The following is an 18,574-nucleotide window of genomic DNA, read 5'->3' as shown; positions in this document are numbered from 1 at the left end:
CCCGTGAGCGACGACCAGAGCTGGCAGGCGCCCGGCGCCGCGCCGTCCGGACCGGACCGGGTGCCGGGGAGCGACGCACGGACGGACGGGACGACCCCGCCGCCGCCGACGGCGCCTCCCCTCCCCCCGTCCGCCCCCGCGGGCTGGAGCGCCGCGCCCGCCGGATGGACGGCGCCGCCCGGCGGCTGGACCCCGCCGCCGAAGCCCGGCCTCCTCCCCCTGCGCCCCCTCGGCCTCGGCGCGATCCTCGCCGTCTCGTTCGCGACGCTGCGCCGCAACCCGGCGGCCACCGTGGGCACGGCGCTCCTCGTCCAGGGCGTCGCGAGCCTCGTGTCCCTCGTTCTCGTGGGCGGCGTCACCGGGTTCGTCGTCACGCGCGTGTTCTCGGCGCGCGAGGACGACCGCGGGCCGCTCATCGCGGGCGGCGTCGCGGCCGTCGTGGTCGCCGCGCTCGTGACGGTCGTGCTCTCCCTCGTGGCCACGGCGTTCCTGCAGGGCGTCATCGCGAACGAGGTCGCCCGCGGCACGCTCGGCGAGCGCCTGCGGATGCGGGCCCTCTGGCGGATGACGCTCCCCCGGCTCCGCCCCCTCGCGCTCTGGAGCGTCGTCATCAGCGCCGCGTGGACCCTCGTGCTCGGCGTCCTCGCCGGCATCGTGGCCCTGCTCGTGCTCGCGGGCGGAGCGGGGATCGCGTTCGGGATCCTCGTGGGCGTGCTGGGCGTGCTCGGGCTCGTGGTCGTCGCGGCGTGGGTGTCGACGCGGCTGGCGTTCGTGCCGAGCGCCATCGTCATCGAGGAGCTGCCACCGTTCGCCGCCGCGCGCCGGTCGTGGACGCTCTCGACGGGCTCGTTCTGGCGCGTGCTCGGGATCCTGCTGCTCACCGCGGCCATCGTCCAGGTGGCGACGAACGTGGTCACGGTGCCGCTGACGCTCCTCACCTCCATCCTGCAGACCCTGCTCTTCCCCAACGGCCGGCTCGACTTCCAGACGTTCGACGCCTCGTTGGCCTTCTACATCGGGTCGCAGGTGGTGGTGTTCGTGGTGAGCCTCGTCGTCGCCAGCGTCGGCGGCGTGGTCACCTCCTCGAACGCGGCCATCGTCTACATCGACCTCCGCATGCGCCGCGAGGGGCTCGACCTGGAGCTCGCGCGCTTCGCCGAGGAGCGCGCCGCCGGATCCGCGTCGGCCACCGGACCCGACGCCCGGGACCCGTACGCCGTCCGCCCCGCGGGCCGCGCGTGACGATCGGGGCGGCGCTGGCGGCGGCGGTCTCCGCCGCCCCCGGGATGCTCGCCGCGGCCGTGCCGCTCGACCCCGACGCCGACGAGGCCCGCCGCCTGGTCGGCGACGAGCTGTCGCGCCCCGAGTACCAGGCGGCCCGTCCTACCGCGCTCGACCTCGCGGCGCAGGCCGTGGGCGAGTGGATCGCGCGGCTGTTCTCCGGGGCGGGCGACGGGCTCGGCGGCGTCGTGCCGGTCCTCATCGCGCTCCTGGCGGTCGTGGTCGTCGTGGTCGCGTTCCTGGTGTTCGGCGCGCCCCGGCGGGACCGCCGGCGTGCGGCCGCCGACCGCGACGCCCTGTTCGGGATCGACGACCGGCGCTCCGCCGAGGAGCTCCGCCGCTCCGCCGACGCCGCCCGGCGCGCCGGGGACCTCGCGGCCGCGGTGTCCGACCTGTTCCGGGCGATCGCGCGCGAGCAGGCCGAGCGCACGATCGTCGAGGTGGATCCCGGCACCACGGCCCGCGGGTTCGCCCGCCGCGCCGGCGCCGCCCACCCCGCCCACGCGGATCGCCTCCTCGCGGCCGCCGCGGACTTCGACGCCGTCCGCTACCTCGACCGGCCCGGCACGGAGGCGTCGCTCGACCGGTTGGCCGTGCTCGACCGCGAGCTCCGGACCGCCGTCCCTGTGCGCCGCGAGCCGGTCGGGACGGGCACCGCGTGAGCGCCCCGGCCCCCGCGCGACCCGCATCCGGGCGAGGCGCATCCGAGACGACGGGCGACGCGCGGGACGCCGGCCCCGCGACCGCCGAGACGCGCACGGCCGGGCACGCGCTCCGCCGGGCGGCCCGCTGGATCGCCCTGGCGCTCGTCGCGCTCGCGGTCGCCCTGGTCTCCCTCGCGCTCGGCGGGGCGGCGCGCCAGACGGAGCCGCTCGCGCCCGACAGCGCCGCACCCGACGGCACGCAGGCGCTCGCCCGGGTGCTCGCCGCCGAGGGCGTGGACGTCGAGGTCGTGGGCACGCTCGCGGCGGCCCGCGCGGCCGTGGGCGACGGCGCCGACACGACCCTCGTGCTCGGGCCCACCTCCGACCGGCTGGACGACGCGCGGCTGTCCGAGGTGGCCGGCCTCACGACGCGCACCGTGCTGATCGCCCCGGACTTCCGGACGCTCAGGGCCCTCGCGCCCGCGGTCGCGGCCGGCGGCGAGGCGGAGTCGGCGAGCGGATCCCTCGACGCGGCGTGCGCGCTGCCGGCGGCCGAGGCGGCCGGATCGCTCCCCGCCGACGCGCCCGTCTTCCGCGTGATCGGCCAGGCGGCCGAGGGCGTCACGACCTGCTTCCCCGACGACACCGGTGCGGCGTGGGCGCTCGTCGAGGTCCCGTCGACGCGCGACGACGGCGGCACCGTGACGGTGCTCGGCGCCGCCCCGGTGCTCACCAACGAGCGCATCGTGGAGCGCGGATCCGCCGCCCTGGCGCTCGGCGTGCTCGGCCAGCGCCCGCGGCTCGTCTGGTACACGCCGTCGCCGGACGACGCCGCCGCCGACGCCGCGCCCACCCTCGGAGAGCTGACGCCCGGCTGGGTCACGCCCGCCATCGCGCTCGCGGCCCTCGCGGCGATCGCCGCGGCCCTGTGGCGCGGCCGCCGCTTCGGGCCGCTCGTGGTCGAGCGGCTCCCCGTCGTCGTCCGCGCCGACGAGACCGCCGAGGGCCGGGCGCGCCTGTACCAGCGGGCGGACGCGCGCGGCCACGCCCTCGACGCCCTCCGGGTCGGCACGGTCGACCGCATCGCCTCCGCCCTCGCGCTCGGCCGGCTCGCCCCCGTGGACGACGTGGTCGCCGCATCCGCCGCTGCCCTCCGCGAGGACCCGGCCCGGATCCGCGCCCTGCTCCTCGACGACCAGCCGCGCGGCGACCGCGACCTGGTCGACCTCGCGGGCCGGCTCGCCGCGCTGGAGCGCCGGGTCGCCGCGGCGGCCGCGCCGGACGGCGACGCACCACCCGCGACCGACCGCTCCGCCGACCCCGCCGACCCGCCCGCCCCGCCCAGGAGAATGGACCCATGACCGACGACCTCCGCACCAGCCTGCTCGCCGTCCGGACCGAGGTCGGCAAGGCCGTCGTCGGACAGGACGGCGCCGTGACCGGCATGATCATCGCCCTCCTCGCACGCGGCCACGTCCTCCTGGAGGGCGTCCCCGGCGTCGCGAAGACGCTGCTCGTCCGCTCGCTGAGCCACGCCCTCCGGCTCGACACCGCGCGCGTGCAGTTCACGCCCGACCTCATGCCCGGCGACATCACCGGGTCGCTCGTCTACGACTCCCGCGAGGGCGCGTTCTCGTTCCGCCGCGGGCCCGTCTTCACGAGCATCCTGCTGGCCGACGAGATCAACCGGACGCCGCCGAAGACGCAGTCCGCGCTGCTCGAGGCGATGGAGGAGCGGCAGGTCACGGTCGACGGCGAGAGCCACGCGCTGCCGGATCCCTTCCTCGTCGCGGCGACGCAGAACCCGGTCGAGTACGAGGGCACCTACACGCTGCCCGAGGCGCAGCTCGACCGCTTCCTCCTGAAGCTGGTGCTCGACCTGCCGGAGCGCGACACCGAGGTCGAGGTGCTCCGCCGGCACTCCCAGGGCTTCGACCCGCGCGACCTCCGCGCCGCGGGCGTCGCGCCCGTGCTCGACGCCGACGGTCTCCGCCGCGCGCAGGCCGCCGTCCGCGAGGTGCGGGTGGGGCCGGACGTGCTCGCGTACATGGTCGACCTCGCGCGCGCCACCCGCCGCTCGCCGTCGGTGCAGCTCGGGGTCTCGCCGCGCGGATCCACGAGCCTGCTGGCCGCGAGCCGCGCGTGGGCCTGGCTCAGCGGCTTCGAGGCCGTGACGCCCGACCACGTGCAGGAGATGGTGCTGCCGGTGCTCCGCCACCGCATCGCGCTGCGGCCGGAGGCCGAGCTCGAGGGCGTCTCCGTCGACGCCGTGCTGCGCAGCGTGCTGTCGCAGGTGCAGGTGCCGATCTAGTGGCGCGCCGCTAGATGGCCCTCACCGGCCGCACCGTCGCGCTGCTCCTCGTGGGGCTCGTGCCCGTCGTCCTGCTCGGCGACGGGCCGGACGCGGCGTACGCGGTCCTCGCCGGCTGGATCGCCCTCGTCGCCCTGCTCGTGGCGCTCGACCTCGCGCTGGCCGGCAGCCCCCGGGCCGTGGCGCTCGAGCGGAGCCTGCCCGCGCGGATCCGGCTCGACGAGACCGGCGAGAGCACGCTGCTCGTCACGAACCGGGGATCCCGGACCCTCAGGGCCGTCGTGCGCGACGCGTGGCAGCCGTCCGCCGGCGCGTCCTCCACGCGCGACCGCGTGCGGATCCCCGCGGGCGAGCGCCGCGCGATCCGCCTGTCGCTCACGCCCACGCGCCGCGGCGAGCGCCGCACCGAGCGCGTCACGATCCGCTCCGCCGGCCCGCTCGGCCTCGCCGCGCGCCAGGCGACGCTGCTCTCCCCCGGCGCCGTCCGCGTCCTCCCGCCGTTCCGCTCCCGCCGCCACCTGCCGTCCCGCCTCGCGCGCATGCGCGAGCTCGACGGCCGCACGGCGCTCATGGTCCGCGGGCAGGGCACCGAGTTCGACAGCCTGCGCGACTACGTGCGCGGCGACGACGTGCGCTCCATCGACTGGCGCGCGACCGCGCGCCGACAGGACGTGGTCGTGCGCACCTGGCGGCCCGAGCGCGACCGCCGGGTGGTGCTCGTGCTCGACACGGGACGCACGGCCGCCGGCCGGATCCTCGACGAGACGCGCCTCGACACGGCCTTCGAGGCGTCCCTGCTGCTCGCGGCCCTCGCCACGCGCTCCGGCGACCGGGTGGACCTCGTGGCGCACGACCGCCGCGTCCGCGCGCGGGTCCGGGCGGGAGCCGGCGGCGACGTGGTCTCGCGGATGGTCGACGCGCTCGCGCCCGTCGATCCGGAGCTGCTCGAGACCGACTGGACGGCCGTGCCCGGGCTCGTGCGCCGCATCGTGTCGCAGCGGTCGCTCGTGGTGCTCCTCACCGCCATCGACTCCCCCGGCAGCTCGCGCGCGCTCCTCCAGGCGCTGCCGCAGCTCACCCGGACGCACCACGTGCTGGTCGCGGCGGTCGTGGATCCGGGGCTCGCCGAGCGCGCCGCCGACCGCTCGGGCCGCGCCGCCGTCTACCGGGCCGCCGCCGCCGAGCGGGCGCTGCTCGACGTGGCGCGCGTCGAGGCGGCCGTCCGCCGGCTCGGCGCCGACGTCGTCACGGGCGCGCCCGCGGACCTGCCGCCCGCGCTCGCCGACCGGTACATCCGGTTGAAGGCCACCGGGCGGCTCTGAGCGCGGGCGTCTCCCCGGCCGGCGGCTCCGGGGCCGGCGCCGCGAGGCCGGACGGAGCGCGCGGCGGGATCAGGCGGGCGCCGACGCCGGATCCGCGGACGGCACGGGCAGCGCCCCGCCGCTGAGCGCGCGGACGGCCCGCTCGAGCGCGTCCCGCATGTCGATCTCCGGACGGTAGCTCCACTGCAGCTGCAGCCCGTCGCTGATGGCGACCGCGACCCGGGCGAACCCGTCCGGGTCCATGCCGTCCGGCAGGACCACGTCGAGCGCGCGCACCTGGTCGGCGACCGCGCCCACGACGCGCGCGTAGCGGCCGGCGATGTAGGCGTGCGCGGGGTGCTCGGCTCCGGCGGCGTCCACGACGAGCCGCGAGTAGAGGGCCACAAGGCCGGGCGTCTCCGCGTTGCGCGAGCTCGCGTGCAGGAGCATGCCCACCATGTCGGACGGGTCGGCGTCGGGCACGGCCTCGCGGTGGTCCGCCGCGGAGTGCGCGTCGCGCTCCTCGAGCACGGCGGCGATGAGCGCCTCGCGCGAGTCGAAGTAGTGGAGCACGCCGGCCTTGCTGATGCCCACGGCGTCGGCGATCTCCTGCAGCGACGACGCGGAGTACCCGCGCTCGGCGATGAGGTCCATGGCCGCCTCGAGGATCTCGCGACGTCGCGCCGCGCCCTTGGCGTAGCGCCGCGGCCCCTCTGCCCCTGCCATGCCTCGACCCTAGCGATCCCGGGCGTCCACCAATGCCTACCGATGGTCGGTTTCCCGTGCTACCGTCGTGCCGAGCCGCCGATGAGGGCGGCCCGACACCAGGAGGCACCGTGGCCGACGCAGTCCGAGAGCAGCAGACCCGGGGCGCGTCGCGTCCCCACGACGGCGGACCGGACGGTGGTCGCCCGCCGGGATCCCGCCGTGCCGAGATCGGGATGCCCATCGCGCTCCTCGGCCTCTTCGTGGCGCTGCTCCCGCCCATCATCGTGTCGCTCGCGCTCAAGGTCGCCGAGGTCGCGCCCGACAGCACGGCAGGCACGCTGAGCCTCGTGCTCGGCCTCGGAGCGCTCGTCGCCCTCGTGGTGAACCCGCTCGCCGGCCGCCTCTCCGACCGCACCCCCGGCCGCTTCGGCATGCGGCGCCCGTGGATCATCGGCGGCGTCGTGCTCGGCTACGGCGCCCTGATCCTCCTCACCCAGGCGACGACCGTGCTCGCGCTCGTCGGCGCGTGGATGCTCGTGCAGGCGTGCTTCAACGCCGCCATCGCCGCGCTCATCGCGGTCATGGCCGACTCCACGCGCCCCCGGAACCGCGGCCGCGTCGCCGCCGCCGTCGGCGTCGCACAGAACGGCTCGCTCGTGGTCGGCACCTTCATCGTGCAGCTCTTCACCACCACCACGCAGCAGGTGCTCGTGCCGGGCGCGATCGGCGTCGCCGTGGTCGTCGTCTTCGCGCTCGTCTTCCGCGACCGCGTGCTCGCCGAGCGCCCGCCCGCGCGCCTCAGCGTGCGGGAGCTCCTCGGATCGTTCGTGTTCGACCCGCGCCGCAACCCCGACTTCGGCTGGGCGTGGCTCATGCGCTTCCTCCTCACGGCGTCCTCCGTGACGGCCACCAACTACCTCGCCCTCTACCTCATCGACGATCTCGCGGTCGCGGAAGCCGACGTGGCGAACGCCGTGTTCGTCGCCACGCTCTTCAACGCGGTCGGCGTGGTCGCGACGACCTTCGTGGCCGGCTGGCTGAGCGACCGGCTCGGCCGCCGCAAGGTGTTCGTCGCCGCCGCCGCGCTCGTCACGGTCGCGGGCCTCGTGATCCTCGCCCTCGCGCCCAGCCTCGCCGTCGTCTACGCCGCGCAGCTCGTGATCGGGGCGGGCATCGGGTCGTTCTACGCGGTCGACCTGGCGCTCATCACCGACGTGCTGCCGAGCGACGCCGACAACGGCAAGGACCTCGGCGTCGTGAACATCGCGCAGGCGCTGCCGCAGTCGCTCGTGCCGACCGCCGCGAGCGGCGTGGTGGGCATCGCCGGCTACCCGGGTCTGTTCCTCGCGGGCGCCGCCGCCGGGGTCCTCGGCGCGCTCGCCGCCTTCCGCGTGAAGGGCGTGCGATGACCGCCGACCCCGCATCCGCCGCCGACCGCGGGCCCACCCGACCCGACGCCCACGTCCAACCAGGAGCACCCATGGACCCGCACGACACGCACGACGCCGCCACCCCGCTCGACCCCGACACCGCCCGCCTCGAGGGGCTCGCCGGGCGCCTCACCCTCGAGCAGAAGGTGCAGCTGGTCACCGGCCGCGACTTCTGGACCACGTGGCCCGTCGAGGCGATCGGCCTCCGCCGCCTGCTCGTCTCCGACGGCCCGAGCGGCGTGCGCGGCGAGGTCTGGGACGAGCGCTCCCCGTCGCTCAACCTGCCCTCGGCCTCCGCGCTGTCCTCCAGCTGGGACACCGGGATCGCCGCCCGCTACGGCCGCGCCTCCGCGGTCGAGGCGCGCCGCAAGGGCGTCGACGTGGTGCTCGGCCCGACCATCAACCTGCACCGCTCGCCCTACGGCGGCCGGCACTTCGAGGCGTTCAGCGAGGATCCGCTGCTCACCGCCGACCTCGCCGCCGCGTACGTGCGCGGCGTCCAGGAGAACGGCGTCGGCGCGACCCCCAAGCACTACGTCGCGAACGAGTACGAGACCGACCGCTTCACGGCCGACAGCGTCGTGTCCGAGCGGGCGCTGCGCGAGCTGTACCTCGCGGCGTTCGAGAAGGCCGTCGTGGAGTCGCGCGCCTGGCTCGTGATGAGCTCCTACAACTCGATCAACGGCACGACCTCCACGGAGAGCGACCTGCTCGAGACGCCGCTCAACTCCGAGTGGGGCTTCGACGGCGTGGTGGTCAGCGACTGGACGGGCGTCCGCAGCGTGGACGCCGCGCGCGCGTCGCAGGACCTGGAGATGCCGGGCCCGGTGGGCGCCTGGGGCGACGCGCTGCTCGCGGCCGTCCGCGACGGCCGCGTGCCCGAGGCCGACCTCGACCGCAAGGTCGTGCGCCTGCTGCGCCTCGCCGCCCGCGTCGGCGCGCTCGAGGGCTTCGACGCCGTGGCGCCCGCGCCCGTGGAGGTCGAGGACGGCGTCGCGTTCGCCCGCACGGCCGCCGCGGCCGGCGCCGTGCTCGTCCGCAACGAGGACCGCGCCCTGCCGCTCGACGCGTCGGCGCTCCGCTCCGTCGCCGTCATCGGGCACAACGCCGTCGAGGCGCGCACGCAGGGCGGCGGCAGCGCGACCGTCATCCCGGAGCACGTCGTCACGCCGCTCGACGGGATCCGCGAGGCCCTCGGCGACGGCGTCGAGGTGCGGTACGCCCGCGGCGCGGTCGTGCAGAAGGGGATCCAGGAGCTGCCGCTCGCCGAGATCCGGAACCCCCGCACGGGCTCCCCTGGCGCCCTCGTGCGCTTCCTCGACGGCGACGGCGCCGAGGTCTTCACGGAGGACCGCCGCGCCACGACGCTCATGTACTTCGGCGGCGACGCGCCCACCGGCACGGCCGCCGTCATCGAGATCACGACCCGCTGGACCCCGCCGGAGACCGGCGAGGTCCTCGTCGGGTTCAGCGCGACCGGCCGCGGCCGCGTCTACGCCGACGGCGCGCTCCTCCGCGAGGACGGCGCCGCCCCCGTGGGCATGGACCTCGGCGCGAGCCTGATGTCCCCGCCGTCCATCTCGGCCGAGCTCCGGGTGACCGCCGGCGAGCCGGTGGACCTCCGGGTCGAGTTCGAGCTGACGTCCGCTCCCGGCGGCCTCGCCGGCATCCTCGGCATCACGGTGGGCCTCGAGGCCGACGAGTCGGCGCCCGACCGCCTCCTGGACGAGGCTGTCGAGGCCGCGACCGGCGCGGACGTCGCGATCGTCGTGGTCGGCACGAACGCGCAGGTCGAGTCGGAGGGCTTCGACCGCGACTCCCTCGCGCTGCCCGGGCGCCAGGACGAGCTCGTGCGCCGCGTCGCCGCCGCGAACCCGCGGACGGTCGTGGTCGTCAACTCCGGCTCCCCCGTGCTCCTCCCCTGGCGCGACGACGTGCAGGCCGTGCTCCTCGCCTGGTTCGGCGGCCAGGAGTTCGGCGGTGCCCTCGCCGACGTCCTCACCGGCGCCGTCGAGCCCGGCGGCCGCCTGCCCACGACGTGGCCGGCCGCGGAGGAGGACGTGCCCGTGCGGTCCGTCACGCCGGTGGACGGGAAGGTGGTCTACGACGAGGGGATCCACGTCGGCTACCGCGCGTGGCTCCGCGCCGGCGCGACCCCCGCGTACCCGTTCGGCCACGGCCTCGGCTACACGACGCACGCCCTCGACGACCTGCGGGTCGCGGAGGACGGCGCGGGAGGGATCACCGCGACGGTCCGGGTGACGAACACGGGCGACCGCGCGGGCAAGCAGGTCGTGCAGGCGTACCTGTCGCGCGAGGCCTCCGCCGTCGACCGGCCCGTGCGCTGGCTCGCGGGCTTCGCGGCCGTCGAGCTCGCGGCGGGTGCGTCCGTCGACGTGGACGTGGCGGTGGGCGCGCGGACGTTCGCGCACTGGGACGGCGGCTGGCGGCGCGAGCCCGGCGCGTTCCGCCTGCACGTCGGCACCTCGGTGGCGGAGACGCCGCTCGAGGCCGACGTCGATCCGGCGGGCGGTGCGACCCCAGCCTGACCGCGCGGCGCGACCCGCGCATCCGGCACGACCCGCGAGGCGGGCGGACGGCGGATACGGACCGGGCTCAGCCCGCGACGATCCGCCGGCCGCCCGCCTCGAACTCGTCCAGGTCGCCCGTCGCGCCCGCGCGCACGGCCCGGCCGCCGACCACCACCATGTAGAAGAGGAACGCCCCGAGCGCCACGACGCCGATGCCGACCTTCACGGGCACGGGCCACGGCTGCGGGGTCACGAAGCCCTCGATGATCCCCGACGCCAGCAGCACGAGCACGAGCCCCATCGCCACCGTGATGAGCGCGCGCCCGTCCTCGGCGAGCGCCTGCCCGCGCGTGCGGGCGCCCGGCGCGATCCACGACCAGGAGATGCGGAGCCCCGCGGCGGCGGCCACGAAGATCGCCGTCAGCTCCAGGAGGCCGTGCGGGAGGATGTAGGAGAAGAACGTGCCGCCCTCGCCGTAGTGGAACATGACGGCGGTCGTCGTCCCGATGCCCTGCGCGTTCTGCAGCAGCACGTACGGCACCCACACGCCCGTGATGCCGAAGGCCACGCACTGCGCCGCGATCCACGCGTTGTTGGTCCACACCTGGCCCGTGAACGAGGCCGCCGGGTTGGCGCTGTAGTAGTCGACGAACTGGTCGTCACCGTACTTCCGGAGGTCGGCGTCGCTGCCGAGGGCCGCGATCGCCGACGGGTCGCGGAGGATCCAGGTGGCGTAGAGCGCGATGAGGCCGACCGTGGCGAGGGTCACCGCGAGGGTGAGCCAGCGGATCCGGTACAGCGCCGCCGGCAGGTCGAGCGCGAAGAACGCCGGGATGCGCGCGGCCACGTTCGTGGTCTCGCCCGTGAAGCGCATGCGGGCCCGCGAGAGCGCGATGGAGAGCCGGTCGCCCTGCGCGGTGGATCCGGCCGCCGCCTGGATCGCGGACAGCTCGGCCGCGCCCGCCTGGTAGCGGTCGACGAGCTCGTCGGCATCGGGTCCGGTGAGCCGGCGCCGGCCGGCGAGGCGGGCGAGCCGGTCCCACCCGTCCCGGTGGGCGGCGGTGTAGGCGTCGAGGTCCATCTGCTTGACTATATGCATGGCGGCAGCCGACGCGCACGATCCGGGCATCTCGGGCGATCCCGACGCGCTCGTCGTCGGCGAGGCCGTGGCCCTCGACGTCCGTCCGGCGGGCTTCGTCCTGCGGGCCGCGGGCGCCGCGATCGACGTGCTCGCCTCGGTGGCCCTCGCGGTGCTCCTCGCCTTCGGCATCCTCGGGCTCGTCCGGGCGCGTGTCCTGGACCAGTCGTCGACGGCCGCCTGCGCCGTCATCGCGGTCGTCCTCTCCCTCGTCGTGCTGCCCGTCGTCGTCGAGACGGCGTCCCGCGGACGCTCGCTCGGCCGCTGGGCGGTCGGCGCGCGCATCGTCCGCACGGACGGCGGCGGGATCGGCCTCCGGCACGCGGTCGCGCGGGCCCTCGTCGGCATCCTCGAGGTCTACCTCACGTTCGGCGGCCTCGCGGCGCTCGTCGGCCTGCTGTCGCCGCGCTCCCAGCGCCTCGGCGACCTCGTGGCGGGCACCCGGTCGCAGCACGAGCGCGTGCCGGCGTATCCGCGCCCGCTGCCTCCCGTGCCGCCCCAGCTGGCGGCGTGGGCGTCCGAGGCCGACGTGGGCCGCCTCCCGGACGCGCTCGGCCGCCGCATCGCCCGCTTCCTCACGCAGCGCGACGCCATGGCACCCGCCTCCCGGGCCCGCCTGGCGCTCGAGCTCGCCGACGAGGCCGCTCCGCACGTGTCGCCGCTGCCGACGACGGATCCCGAGTCGTTCGTCCAGGCCGTCGGGGCCGTCCGCCGCGAGCGCGAGCACCGCGCGCTGATGATCGAGCGCGAGCGGCTGGCCGCGCTGGAGCCGATCCTCACCGGCCTCCCCCACGCGTTCCCGGCACGCGGCGCGTCCACCGGGTCCTGAGGCGCCGGCACCCGGACGCGACGGCGCCGCCCGCCCCCGGGGGACGGACGGCGCCGGGTGGATCCGCGCGGATCAGTAGCGGTAGTGGTCCACCTTGTACGGCCCCTCGACCGCGACGCCGATGTAGGCGGCCTGCTCGGGGCGCAGCTCGGTGAGCTCCACGCCGAGCGCGTCGAGGTGGAGGCGCGCGACCTTCTCGTCGAGGTGCTTCGGGAGCACGTACACGCCGATCGGGTACTGGTCGTTCCGCACGTAGAGCTCGATCTGGGCGAGCACCTGGTTCGTGAACGAGTTGCTCATCACGAACGACGGGTGGCCGGTGGCGTTGCCGAGGTTCATGAGGCGGCCCTCGGAGAGCACGAGCACGCTGCGGCCGGACGGCAGGCGCCACTCGTGCACCTGCGGCTTGATCTCCACCTTCTCCACGCCCGGGAGGCGCTCGAGCCCGGCCATGTCGATCTCGTTGTCGAAGTGGCCGACGTTGGCGATGATGGCCTGGTGCTTCATGCGCTGGATGTCGTCCACGCGCACGACGTCGACGTTGCCCGTGCCGGTGACGAGGATGTCCACCGTCTCGATGACGGAGGACAGCTTCGCGACCTGGTAGCCGTCCATGGCCGCCTGCAGCGCGCAGATGGGGTCGACCTCGGAGACGATGACGCGGGCGCCCTGTCCGCGCAGCGCCTCGGCCGCGCCCTTGCCCACGTCGCCGTAGCCGACGACGAACGCGACCTTGCCGCCGATGAGCACGTCGGTGGCCCGGTTGAGGCCGTCGGGCAGGGAGTGGCGGATGCCGTACTTGTTGTCGAACTTGCTCTTGGTGACCGAGTCGTTGACGTTGATGGCCGGGAACAGCAGCTCGCCGTCGCGCGCCAGCTCGTACAGGCGGTGGACGCCCGTGGTGGTCTCCTCGGTGACGCCCTGGATGTCGGCGGCACGGCGGGTCCAGCGGTCGGAGGACGCGGCCAGGCTGCGGCGGAGGGTGTCGAGGATGACGCGGTACTCGTGGCTCGCGTCCTCCGGGGTCTCGGGCACGGCGCCCGCGAGCTCGTACTCGCGGCCCTTGTGCACCAGGAGCGAGGCGTCGCCGCCGTCGTCGAGGATCATGTTCGGGCCCGTCCAGTCGGCGCCGGCGGCCTGCGCCTCGCCCGACCAGTCGAAGATCTGCTCGGTGCACCACCAGTACTCCTCGAGCGTCTCGCCCTTCCAGGCGAAGACCGGCACGCCCGCGGGCGCCTCCGGGGTGCCGGCGCCGACGGCGACGGCCGCGGCGGCCTCGTCCTGCGTGGAGAAGATGTTGCAGCTCGCCCAGCGCACCTGCGCGCCGAGGGCGGTGAGGGTCTCGATGAGCACGGCCGTCTGCACGGTCATGTGGATGGATCCGGCGATGCGCGCGCCCGCGAGCGGCTGCGACGCGCCGAACTCCTCGCGGAGGGCCATGAGGCCGGGCATCTCGTTCTCGGCGAGGCGGATCTGGTGGCGGCCGGCCTCGGCGAGCGAGAGGTCGGCGACGCGGAAGGGCAGGGCGGTGGACGTGGCTTCCGGGAGAAGGGTCATGCCCCCAGTCTCCCACCCGACCCGTGACGCCCGCCCGGGGATGACGCGCGGTCGGCGGGCTGCTAGCGGAAGGAGCGCAGGCGCAGGCTGTTCGTGACGACGAACACCGACGAGAGCGCCATGGCCAGGCCCGCGACGAGCGGGTTCAGCAGGCCCAGCATCGCGACCGGGATCGCGGCGGCGTTGTAGGCGAAGGCCCAGAACAGGTTGCCGCGGATGGTGCCGAGCGTGCGGCGGGCGAGGCGCACGGCGTCGGCGACGAGCAGGAGGTCGCCGCGGACGATGGTGATGTCGCCCGCCTCGATCGCCGCGTCGGTGCCCGTGCCCATCGCGATGCCGAGGTCGGCCTGCGCGAGCGCCGCGGCGTCGTTCACGCCGTCGCCGACCATCGCGACCACGCGGCCCTCGGCCTGGAGGCGGCGGACCGCGTCGAGCTTGCCCTCGGGGAGGACGCCCGCGATCACCTCGTCGATGCCCACCTCGGCGGCGACGCGCCGCGCGGCCCCCGCGGTGTCGCCCGTGAGGAGGACGGGCCGCAGGCCGAGCGCGCGGAGGCGACGGACGGCCTCGGCGCTCGTGGGCTTCACGGTGTCGGCGACCGCGAGGATCCCGCGCACGGCGCCGTCCCACGCGACCGCGACCACCGTGGATCCGGCCGCCTCGGCCGTCGCCAGCGCCTCGGCGAGCGTCGCGTCGGGAGCGGCGGCCCACTGCTCCGCGAGCCACGCCGGGCGGCCCACCGCGACCGCGCGGCCGTCGACCACGCCGTGCACGCCGAGGCCCGCGGTCGCGACGAAGCCCGCGACGGCGGGCAGGGGTCCGGCGCCCGCGGCCTCGACGACCGCGCGCGCGACCGGGTGCTCGCTCCGCGCCTCGAGGGCCGCGGCCACGCGCACGAGCTCGTCGGCCGCGACGCCCGCCGCGGGCACGGCGCGCACGAGCGCCATGACGCCCGTCGTGACCGTGCCGGTCTTGTCGAGCAGCACCGTGTCGACCCGGCGGGTCGACTCCAGCACCTCGGGGCCGGTGATGAGGATCCCGAGCTGCGCGCCGCGGCCCGTGCCCACCAGCAGCGCGGTCGGCGTCGCGAGGCCGAGCGCGCACGGGCACGCGATGATGAGCGTCGCGACGGCGGCGGTGAACGCGGCCTCGGGCGGGAAGCCGAGCAGCAGCCATCCGGCGAGCGTGCCCAGGGCCAGCACGAGCACGACCGGCACGAAGACGGCGGAGACGCGGTCGGCGAGGCGCTGGATCCGGGCCTTGCCGGTCTGCGCCTCCTCGACGAGCGCGGCCATGCGGGCGAGCCGGGTCTCCTCCCCCACGCGCGTGGCGCGCACGAGGAGGCGGCCTCCGGCGTTGAGGGTGGCGCCCGTGACGTCGTCGCCGGGGCCGACCTCCTCCGGCAGGGACTCGCCCGTGAGGAGGGAGCGGTCGACGGCGCTGGATCCGTCGACGACCACGCCGTCGGTCGCGATGCGCTCGCCCGGCCGCACGACGAACTCGTCGTCGACGCGGAGCTCGCGGATGGGGATCCGGCGCTCGACGCCGTCGCGGACGACCACCACGTCCTTGGCCGCGAGGTCGAGGAGCGCCGCGAGGGCGGCGCCGGACGCGCGGGCGGCCCGCGCCTCCAGGTAGCGGCCGCCCAGGAGGAAGACCGTGACGGCGGCGGCGACCTCGAGGTAGATGTCGCCGGATCCGCCGCCGGGCGCGGAGACGAGGCTCATGGTCATGCGCATGCCGGGCTCGCCCGCGTCGCCGAGGAAGAGGGCGTACAGCGACCAGAGGAACGCGGCCGCGACGCCGATGCTCACGAGCGTGTCCATGCCGACGCCGCCGTGACGCGCGCTCACGGCCGCCGACCGGTGGAACGGCCAGGCGCCCCACACCGCGACGGGCGCGGCCAGCGCGAGCGACAGCCACTGCCAGTCGTCGAACTGGAGCGCGGGGATCATCGCCATGAGGAACACGGGGACCGTGAGCGCCGCGGAGACCACGAGCCGCTGCCGGAGCGCGAGCTCGTCGGCGTCGGGGCGGCGGCCGGGCACGGCGTCGGGGCGCGGGGCGCTCACGGCGTCGCGTCGCGGGGCGGGCAGGGCGTCGCGCGGGGCGGGATCCGCGGGTGCCGGGTCGGGCACGCGATCCGGGGAGACGGCGGGCGCGACGTCCTCCGCCGCCCCGCTCCCCCACGCCGCGCGCTCGGACGCCCGGTATCCCGTGCGCTCGATGGTGCGGATGGCGTCCTCGACGCTCGTGCCCGCGGGCAGCTGCACGCGCGCCCGGTGGGTTGCGTAGTTGACGGCGGCCTCGACCCCGGGCATCCGGCCGAGCTTCCGCTCGATGCGCAGGGCGCACGAGGCGCACGTCATGCCCTGCACGTCGAGGTCGACGCGCGTGAGCACGGCGCCGTCCTCGGGTGGGGCGGCGACGACGCCCTCGGCGGGCGCGGATCCGGATGCGGGGTCGGCCACGTCAGAGCTCCGCGACGTACCCGGCCTCGTCGACCGCGGCGCGCACGGCGGCGGGGTCGAGGGGCTGGTCGCTCTCGACGGTGACGGTGGACGCGCCGCCGACGACGAGGTCGACGGCCACGGACGCGACACCCGGCAGCTCGCCGACCTCCTCGGTGACGCTCGCGACGCAGTGCGCGCAGGTCATGCCGGTGACGGGGAAGCTCGTGGTGGTCATGGGGTCTCCTTCGTGGGGTGCGGTGTCGGCGGGCGGCGGGGGCGGCGCCGGATCAGGACCGGACGAGCCGCGCGATGGCCGCGGAGGCCTCGCGCACCTTGTCGTCCGCGACCTGGCCGCCCTCGCGCGCGGCCTCCGCGAGGCAGTGCGCGAGGTGGTCGTCGAGCAGCTTCAGGGCCACGGTCTCCATCGCCCGCGTGACGGCGGACACCTGCGTCAGCACGTCGATGCAGTACGTGTCGGCCTCGACCATGCGCTCGATCCCGCGCACCTGGCCCTCCGCGCGGCGCAGCCGCTTGAGGATGTCGTCCTTGCCCTCGCTGTACCCGACCATGGCGGCCACCTCCGTTCCCGTCGATGCTACCCCCTGGGGGTATGCAATGGAACCCCCAGGGGGTATCCGCGCAGGTCGCCCGCCGGACGCACGACGACGCCGCGCCCCTCCCGGAGGGACGCGGCGTCGGATGCCGTGCGGGTCGCGGATCAGGCCCCGCGGATCAGCCCGAGGAGCTCGTCGCGGAGGGCGGCCATCTTCGACTCGGTCGACGCCTCCACGTTGAGGCGCAGCAACGGCTCGGTGTTCGAGGGGCGGACGCTGAACCACCAGAACGCGCCGTCGTCGTCGACCGGGCCGTCGACCGTGAGGCCGTCGAACTCGTCGAACTCCCCGCGGCCGCGGAACGCCTCGACGATGCGCTCGTACGCGGCGGGCACGTCGTCGACCGTGCTGTTGATCTCGCCCGACAGCGCGTACGGCGTGTAGCGCGCGGAGAGGTCGGACATGAGGCCCTCGGTCTGGCCGAACTCGGCGAGCAGGTGCATGGCGGCGAGCATGCCGTTGTCGGCGCCCCAGAAGTCGCGGAAGTAGTAGTGCGCGGAGTGCTCGCCGCCGAAGACGGCGCCCGTGGCGGCCATCTGGTCCTTGATGAGCGAGTGGCCGACGCGCGTGCGCACCGCGATGGCGCCCGCGGCCTCGATCGTCTCGGGCACGATGCGCGAGGTGATGAGGTTGTGCAGCACGGCGACCTCGTCGTCCGGGGACTGCGCCTTCACGCGCGAGATCTCGCGGAGCGCGACGACCGCCGCGACGGCGCTGGGCGTGACCGCCTGCCCCTTCTCGTCCACCACGAAGCAGCGGTCGGCGTCGCCGTCGAACGCGAGGCCGAGGTCGGCGCCGTGCTCGAGGACGGCCTTCTGCAGGTCGACCAGGTTCGCGGGCTCGAGCGGGTTCGCCTCGTGGTTCGGGAACGTGCCGTCGAGCTCGAAGTACAGCGGGATGACCTCGATGGGCAGCTCGGGCAGGCCTGCCGCGGTGCCGAGCACGGCGGGGACGGTCATGCCGCCCATGCCGTTGCCCGCGTCGACGACGACGCGCAGCGGGCGGATGCCGGAGAGGTCGACGAGCTGGCGGAGGTAGCCCGCGTAGTCGGCGAGCACGTCGCGCTCGCGCACCTCGCCCGCGGGCTCGACGGGCGCGATGCCTCCCTCGAGGAAGCCGATGGCGCGGTCGCGGATGGCGGCGAGGCCCGTGTCGAGGCTGATGCCCTGGGCGCCCGCGCGGGAGAACTTGAGGCCGTTGTAGGTGGCCGGGTTGTGGCTCGCGGTGAACATGACCGCGGGGGCGTCGAGGGACCCGGACGCGAAGTACGTCTCGTCCGTCGAGCACAGCCCGATGAGGAGGACGTTCCCGCCGCGGGCCGTCGCACCCCGGGCGAACGCCTGCGCGAAGGCGGGCGACGAGTCGCGCATGTCGTGGCCGACGACGATCTCGGCGCCCGCGGCCCCGAGCTCGTCGACGAAGCCGGCGCCGAGGGCCGTGACCAGCTCCTCCGTGAGCTGGCTCCCCACGAGACCTCGCACGTCGTAGGTCTTCACGATGGCGGTCAGCGTCGCGGCGGCGGTCGTCGTCATGCCCCGAAACCTACCTCACCGAGCACGCCGTGCCGGACGATCTGCCAGCCCTGCGGCGCCGACAGACGCGCCGCGTGGCGGTCGCAGAGGTCGTAGCTGTGCGGCTCCGAGTCGTGGCTGAGGGGACCGAGCACGGCCATGGAATCCGCGTAGACGTAGGTGAGGGTGGTCGTGGCGCCGCCGGTGCAGCCGACGCGGGAGCAGGGCCTGTTCGTCATGTCGCGCCCACACTACCGCCGACCCGC

16 protein-coding genes are annotated in these 18,574 nt (G+C 75.8%); 8 read left to right on the top strand and 8 right to left on the bottom strand.

The annotated features are described in order from the left end of the window. Positions 1–3 precede the first annotated feature (3 nt). From ACU4ZT_RS05340 to ACU4ZT_RS05320, 5 genes are read left to right on the top strand one after another with little or no spacing between them, the layout of a single operon-like run. On the top strand, positions 4–1,242 hold the full coding sequence (locus ACU4ZT_RS05340; RefSeq protein WP_445338247.1) for a DUF7847 domain-containing protein: 1,239 nt from the start codon (positions 4–6) through the stop codon (positions 1,240–1,242). Next, positions 1,239–1,943 (top strand): DUF4129 domain-containing protein, encoded by a 705-nt coding sequence (locus tag ACU4ZT_RS05335; RefSeq protein ID WP_270979163.1) that lies wholly within the window; start codon positions 1,239–1,241, stop codon positions 1,941–1,943. The genes ACU4ZT_RS05340 and ACU4ZT_RS05335 overlap by 4 nt, the downstream gene beginning before the upstream one ends. Then, the gene (locus ACU4ZT_RS05330; RefSeq protein WP_445338245.1) at positions 1,940–3,286 is read left to right on the top strand and encodes a DUF4350 domain-containing protein; all 1,347 of its coding nucleotides are present in this window, start codon (positions 1,940–1,942) and stop codon (positions 3,284–3,286) included. The genes ACU4ZT_RS05335 and ACU4ZT_RS05330 overlap by 4 nt, the downstream gene beginning before the upstream one ends. Continuing rightward, positions 3,283–4,236 (top strand): AAA family ATPase, encoded by a 954-nt coding sequence (locus tag ACU4ZT_RS05325; protein ID WP_063071318.1) that lies wholly within the window; start codon positions 3,283–3,285, stop codon positions 4,234–4,236. Before ACU4ZT_RS05330 ends, ACU4ZT_RS05325 begins: the two co-directional genes overlap by 4 nt. Before the next feature lie 14 nt (positions 4,237–4,250). Continuing rightward, the gene (locus ACU4ZT_RS05320; protein ID WP_445338243.1) at positions 4,251–5,558 is read left to right on the top strand and encodes a DUF58 domain-containing protein; all 1,308 of its coding nucleotides are present in this window, start codon (positions 4,251–4,253) and stop codon (positions 5,556–5,558) included. Between the two features lie 69 nt (positions 5,559–5,627). On the opposite strand, the gene ACU4ZT_RS05315 is transcribed toward ACU4ZT_RS05320, so the two are convergent. Then, on the bottom strand, positions 5,628–6,263 hold the full coding sequence (locus ACU4ZT_RS05315) for a TetR/AcrR family transcriptional regulator (RefSeq protein WP_270979160.1): 636 nt from the start codon (positions 6,261–6,263) through the stop codon (positions 5,628–5,630). A 110-nt stretch (positions 6,264–6,373) separates the two neighbouring features. On the opposite strand from ACU4ZT_RS05315, the gene ACU4ZT_RS05310 reads away from it, so the two are divergent. Continuing rightward, positions 6,374–7,654 carry an MFS transporter gene (locus tag ACU4ZT_RS05310; RefSeq protein WP_063071731.1) on the top strand — a complete coding sequence of 427 codons (1,281 nt, stop codon included), beginning with the start codon at positions 6,374–6,376 and terminating at the stop codon, positions 7,652–7,654. Positions 7,655–7,725: 71 nt separating this feature from the next. Continuing rightward, on the top strand, positions 7,726–10,224 hold the full coding sequence (locus tag ACU4ZT_RS05305; protein WP_445338240.1) for a beta-glucosidase H: 2,499 nt from the start codon (positions 7,726–7,728) through the stop codon (positions 10,222–10,224). 67 nt (positions 10,225–10,291) lie between these two features. On the opposite strand, the gene ACU4ZT_RS05300 is transcribed toward ACU4ZT_RS05305, so the two are convergent. After that, positions 10,292–11,287, bottom strand: a complete 996-nt coding sequence (locus ACU4ZT_RS05300; protein ID WP_445971908.1) for a stage II sporulation protein M — start codon at positions 11,285–11,287, stop codon at positions 10,292–10,294. A gap of 16 nt (positions 11,288–11,303) precedes the next feature. Here ACU4ZT_RS05300 and ACU4ZT_RS05295 point away from each other — a divergent pair, with 16 nt between their 5' ends. Further along, positions 11,304–12,173, top strand: a complete 870-nt coding sequence (locus ACU4ZT_RS05295; RefSeq protein ID WP_445338238.1) for an RDD family protein — start codon at positions 11,304–11,306, stop codon at positions 12,171–12,173. Positions 12,174–12,245: 72 nt separating this feature from the next. On the opposite strand, the gene ahcY is transcribed toward ACU4ZT_RS05295, so the two are convergent. From ahcY to ACU4ZT_RS05265, 6 genes are all read right to left on the bottom strand, one after another. Continuing rightward, positions 12,246–13,730, bottom strand: coding sequence for an adenosylhomocysteinase (ahcY, locus tag ACU4ZT_RS05290; protein WP_445338236.1), 1,485 nt, complete (start codon positions 13,728–13,730; stop codon positions 12,246–12,248). A 62-nt stretch (positions 13,731–13,792) separates the two neighbouring features. Then, positions 13,793–16,201, bottom strand: a complete 2,409-nt coding sequence (locus tag ACU4ZT_RS05285) for a heavy metal translocating P-type ATPase (RefSeq protein WP_445338234.1) — start codon at positions 16,199–16,201, stop codon at positions 13,793–13,795. Between the two features lies 1 nt (position 16,202). Then, on the bottom strand, positions 16,203–16,418 hold the full coding sequence (locus tag ACU4ZT_RS05280) for a heavy-metal-associated domain-containing protein (RefSeq protein ID WP_063071726.1): 216 nt from the start codon (positions 16,416–16,418) through the stop codon (positions 16,203–16,205). Positions 16,419–16,470: 52 nt separating this feature from the next. Continuing rightward, on the bottom strand, positions 16,471–16,752 hold the full coding sequence (locus tag ACU4ZT_RS05275) for a metal-sensitive transcriptional regulator (RefSeq protein ID WP_270979153.1): 282 nt from the start codon (positions 16,750–16,752) through the stop codon (positions 16,471–16,473). A 149-nt stretch (positions 16,753–16,901) separates the two neighbouring features. Continuing rightward, on the bottom strand, positions 16,902–18,329 hold the full coding sequence (locus ACU4ZT_RS05270; RefSeq protein WP_445338231.1) for a phosphomannomutase/phosphoglucomutase: 1,428 nt from the start codon (positions 18,327–18,329) through the stop codon (positions 16,902–16,904). Then, complete coding sequence (locus tag ACU4ZT_RS05265) at positions 18,326–18,547, bottom strand: DUF3499 family protein (protein ID WP_015489735.1); 222 nt, start codon at positions 18,545–18,547, stop codon at positions 18,326–18,328. Before ACU4ZT_RS05265 ends, ACU4ZT_RS05270 begins: the two co-directional genes overlap by 4 nt. Between the last annotated feature and the right edge of the window lie 27 nt (positions 18,548–18,574).

It is taken from the genome of Clavibacter davisi, assembly GCF_052751415.1.
Note: the sequence above shows the minus strand (reverse complement) of the source record. Positions and strands in the feature narration are given on the sequence as shown.

What these genes read in the sequence shown, in the direction of transcription:
- ACU4ZT_RS05270 (WP_445338231.1), bottom strand. Translation starts at nt 18,329, where the DNA reads ATGACGACGACCGCCGCCGCGACGCTGACCGCCATCGTGAAGACCTAC.
- ACU4ZT_RS05265 (WP_015489735.1), bottom strand. Translation starts at nt 18,547, where the DNA reads ATGACGAACAGGCCCTGCTCCCGCGTCGGCTGCACCGGCGGCGCCACG.
- ACU4ZT_RS05295 (WP_445338238.1), top strand. Translation starts at nt 11,304, where the DNA reads ATGGCGGCAGCCGACGCGCACGATCCGGGCATCTCGGGCGATCCCGAC.
- ACU4ZT_RS05320 (WP_445338243.1), top strand. Translation starts at nt 4,251, where the DNA reads ATGGCCCTCACCGGCCGCACCGTCGCGCTGCTCCTCGTGGGGCTCGTG.
- ahcY (WP_445338236.1), bottom strand. Translation starts at nt 13,730, where the DNA reads ATGACCCTTCTCCCGGAAGCCACGTCCACCGCCCTGCCCTTCCGCGTC.
- ACU4ZT_RS05315 (WP_270979160.1), bottom strand. Translation starts at nt 6,263, where the DNA reads ATGGCAGGGGCAGAGGGGCCGCGGCGCTACGCCAAGGGCGCGGCGCGA.
- ACU4ZT_RS05300 (WP_445971908.1), bottom strand. Translation starts at nt 11,287, where the DNA reads ATGGACCTCGACGCCTACACCGCCGCCCACCGGGACGGGTGGGACCGG.
- ACU4ZT_RS05305 (WP_445338240.1), top strand. Translation starts at nt 7,726, where the DNA reads ATGGACCCGCACGACACGCACGACGCCGCCACCCCGCTCGACCCCGAC.
- ACU4ZT_RS05275 (WP_270979153.1), bottom strand. Translation starts at nt 16,752, where the DNA reads ATGGTCGGGTACAGCGAGGGCAAGGACGACATCCTCAAGCGGCTGCGC.
- ACU4ZT_RS05325 (WP_063071318.1), top strand. Translation starts at nt 3,283, where the DNA reads ATGACCGACGACCTCCGCACCAGCCTGCTCGCCGTCCGGACCGAGGTC.
- ACU4ZT_RS05280 (WP_063071726.1), bottom strand. Translation starts at nt 16,418, where the DNA reads ATGACCACCACGAGCTTCCCCGTCACCGGCATGACCTGCGCGCACTGC.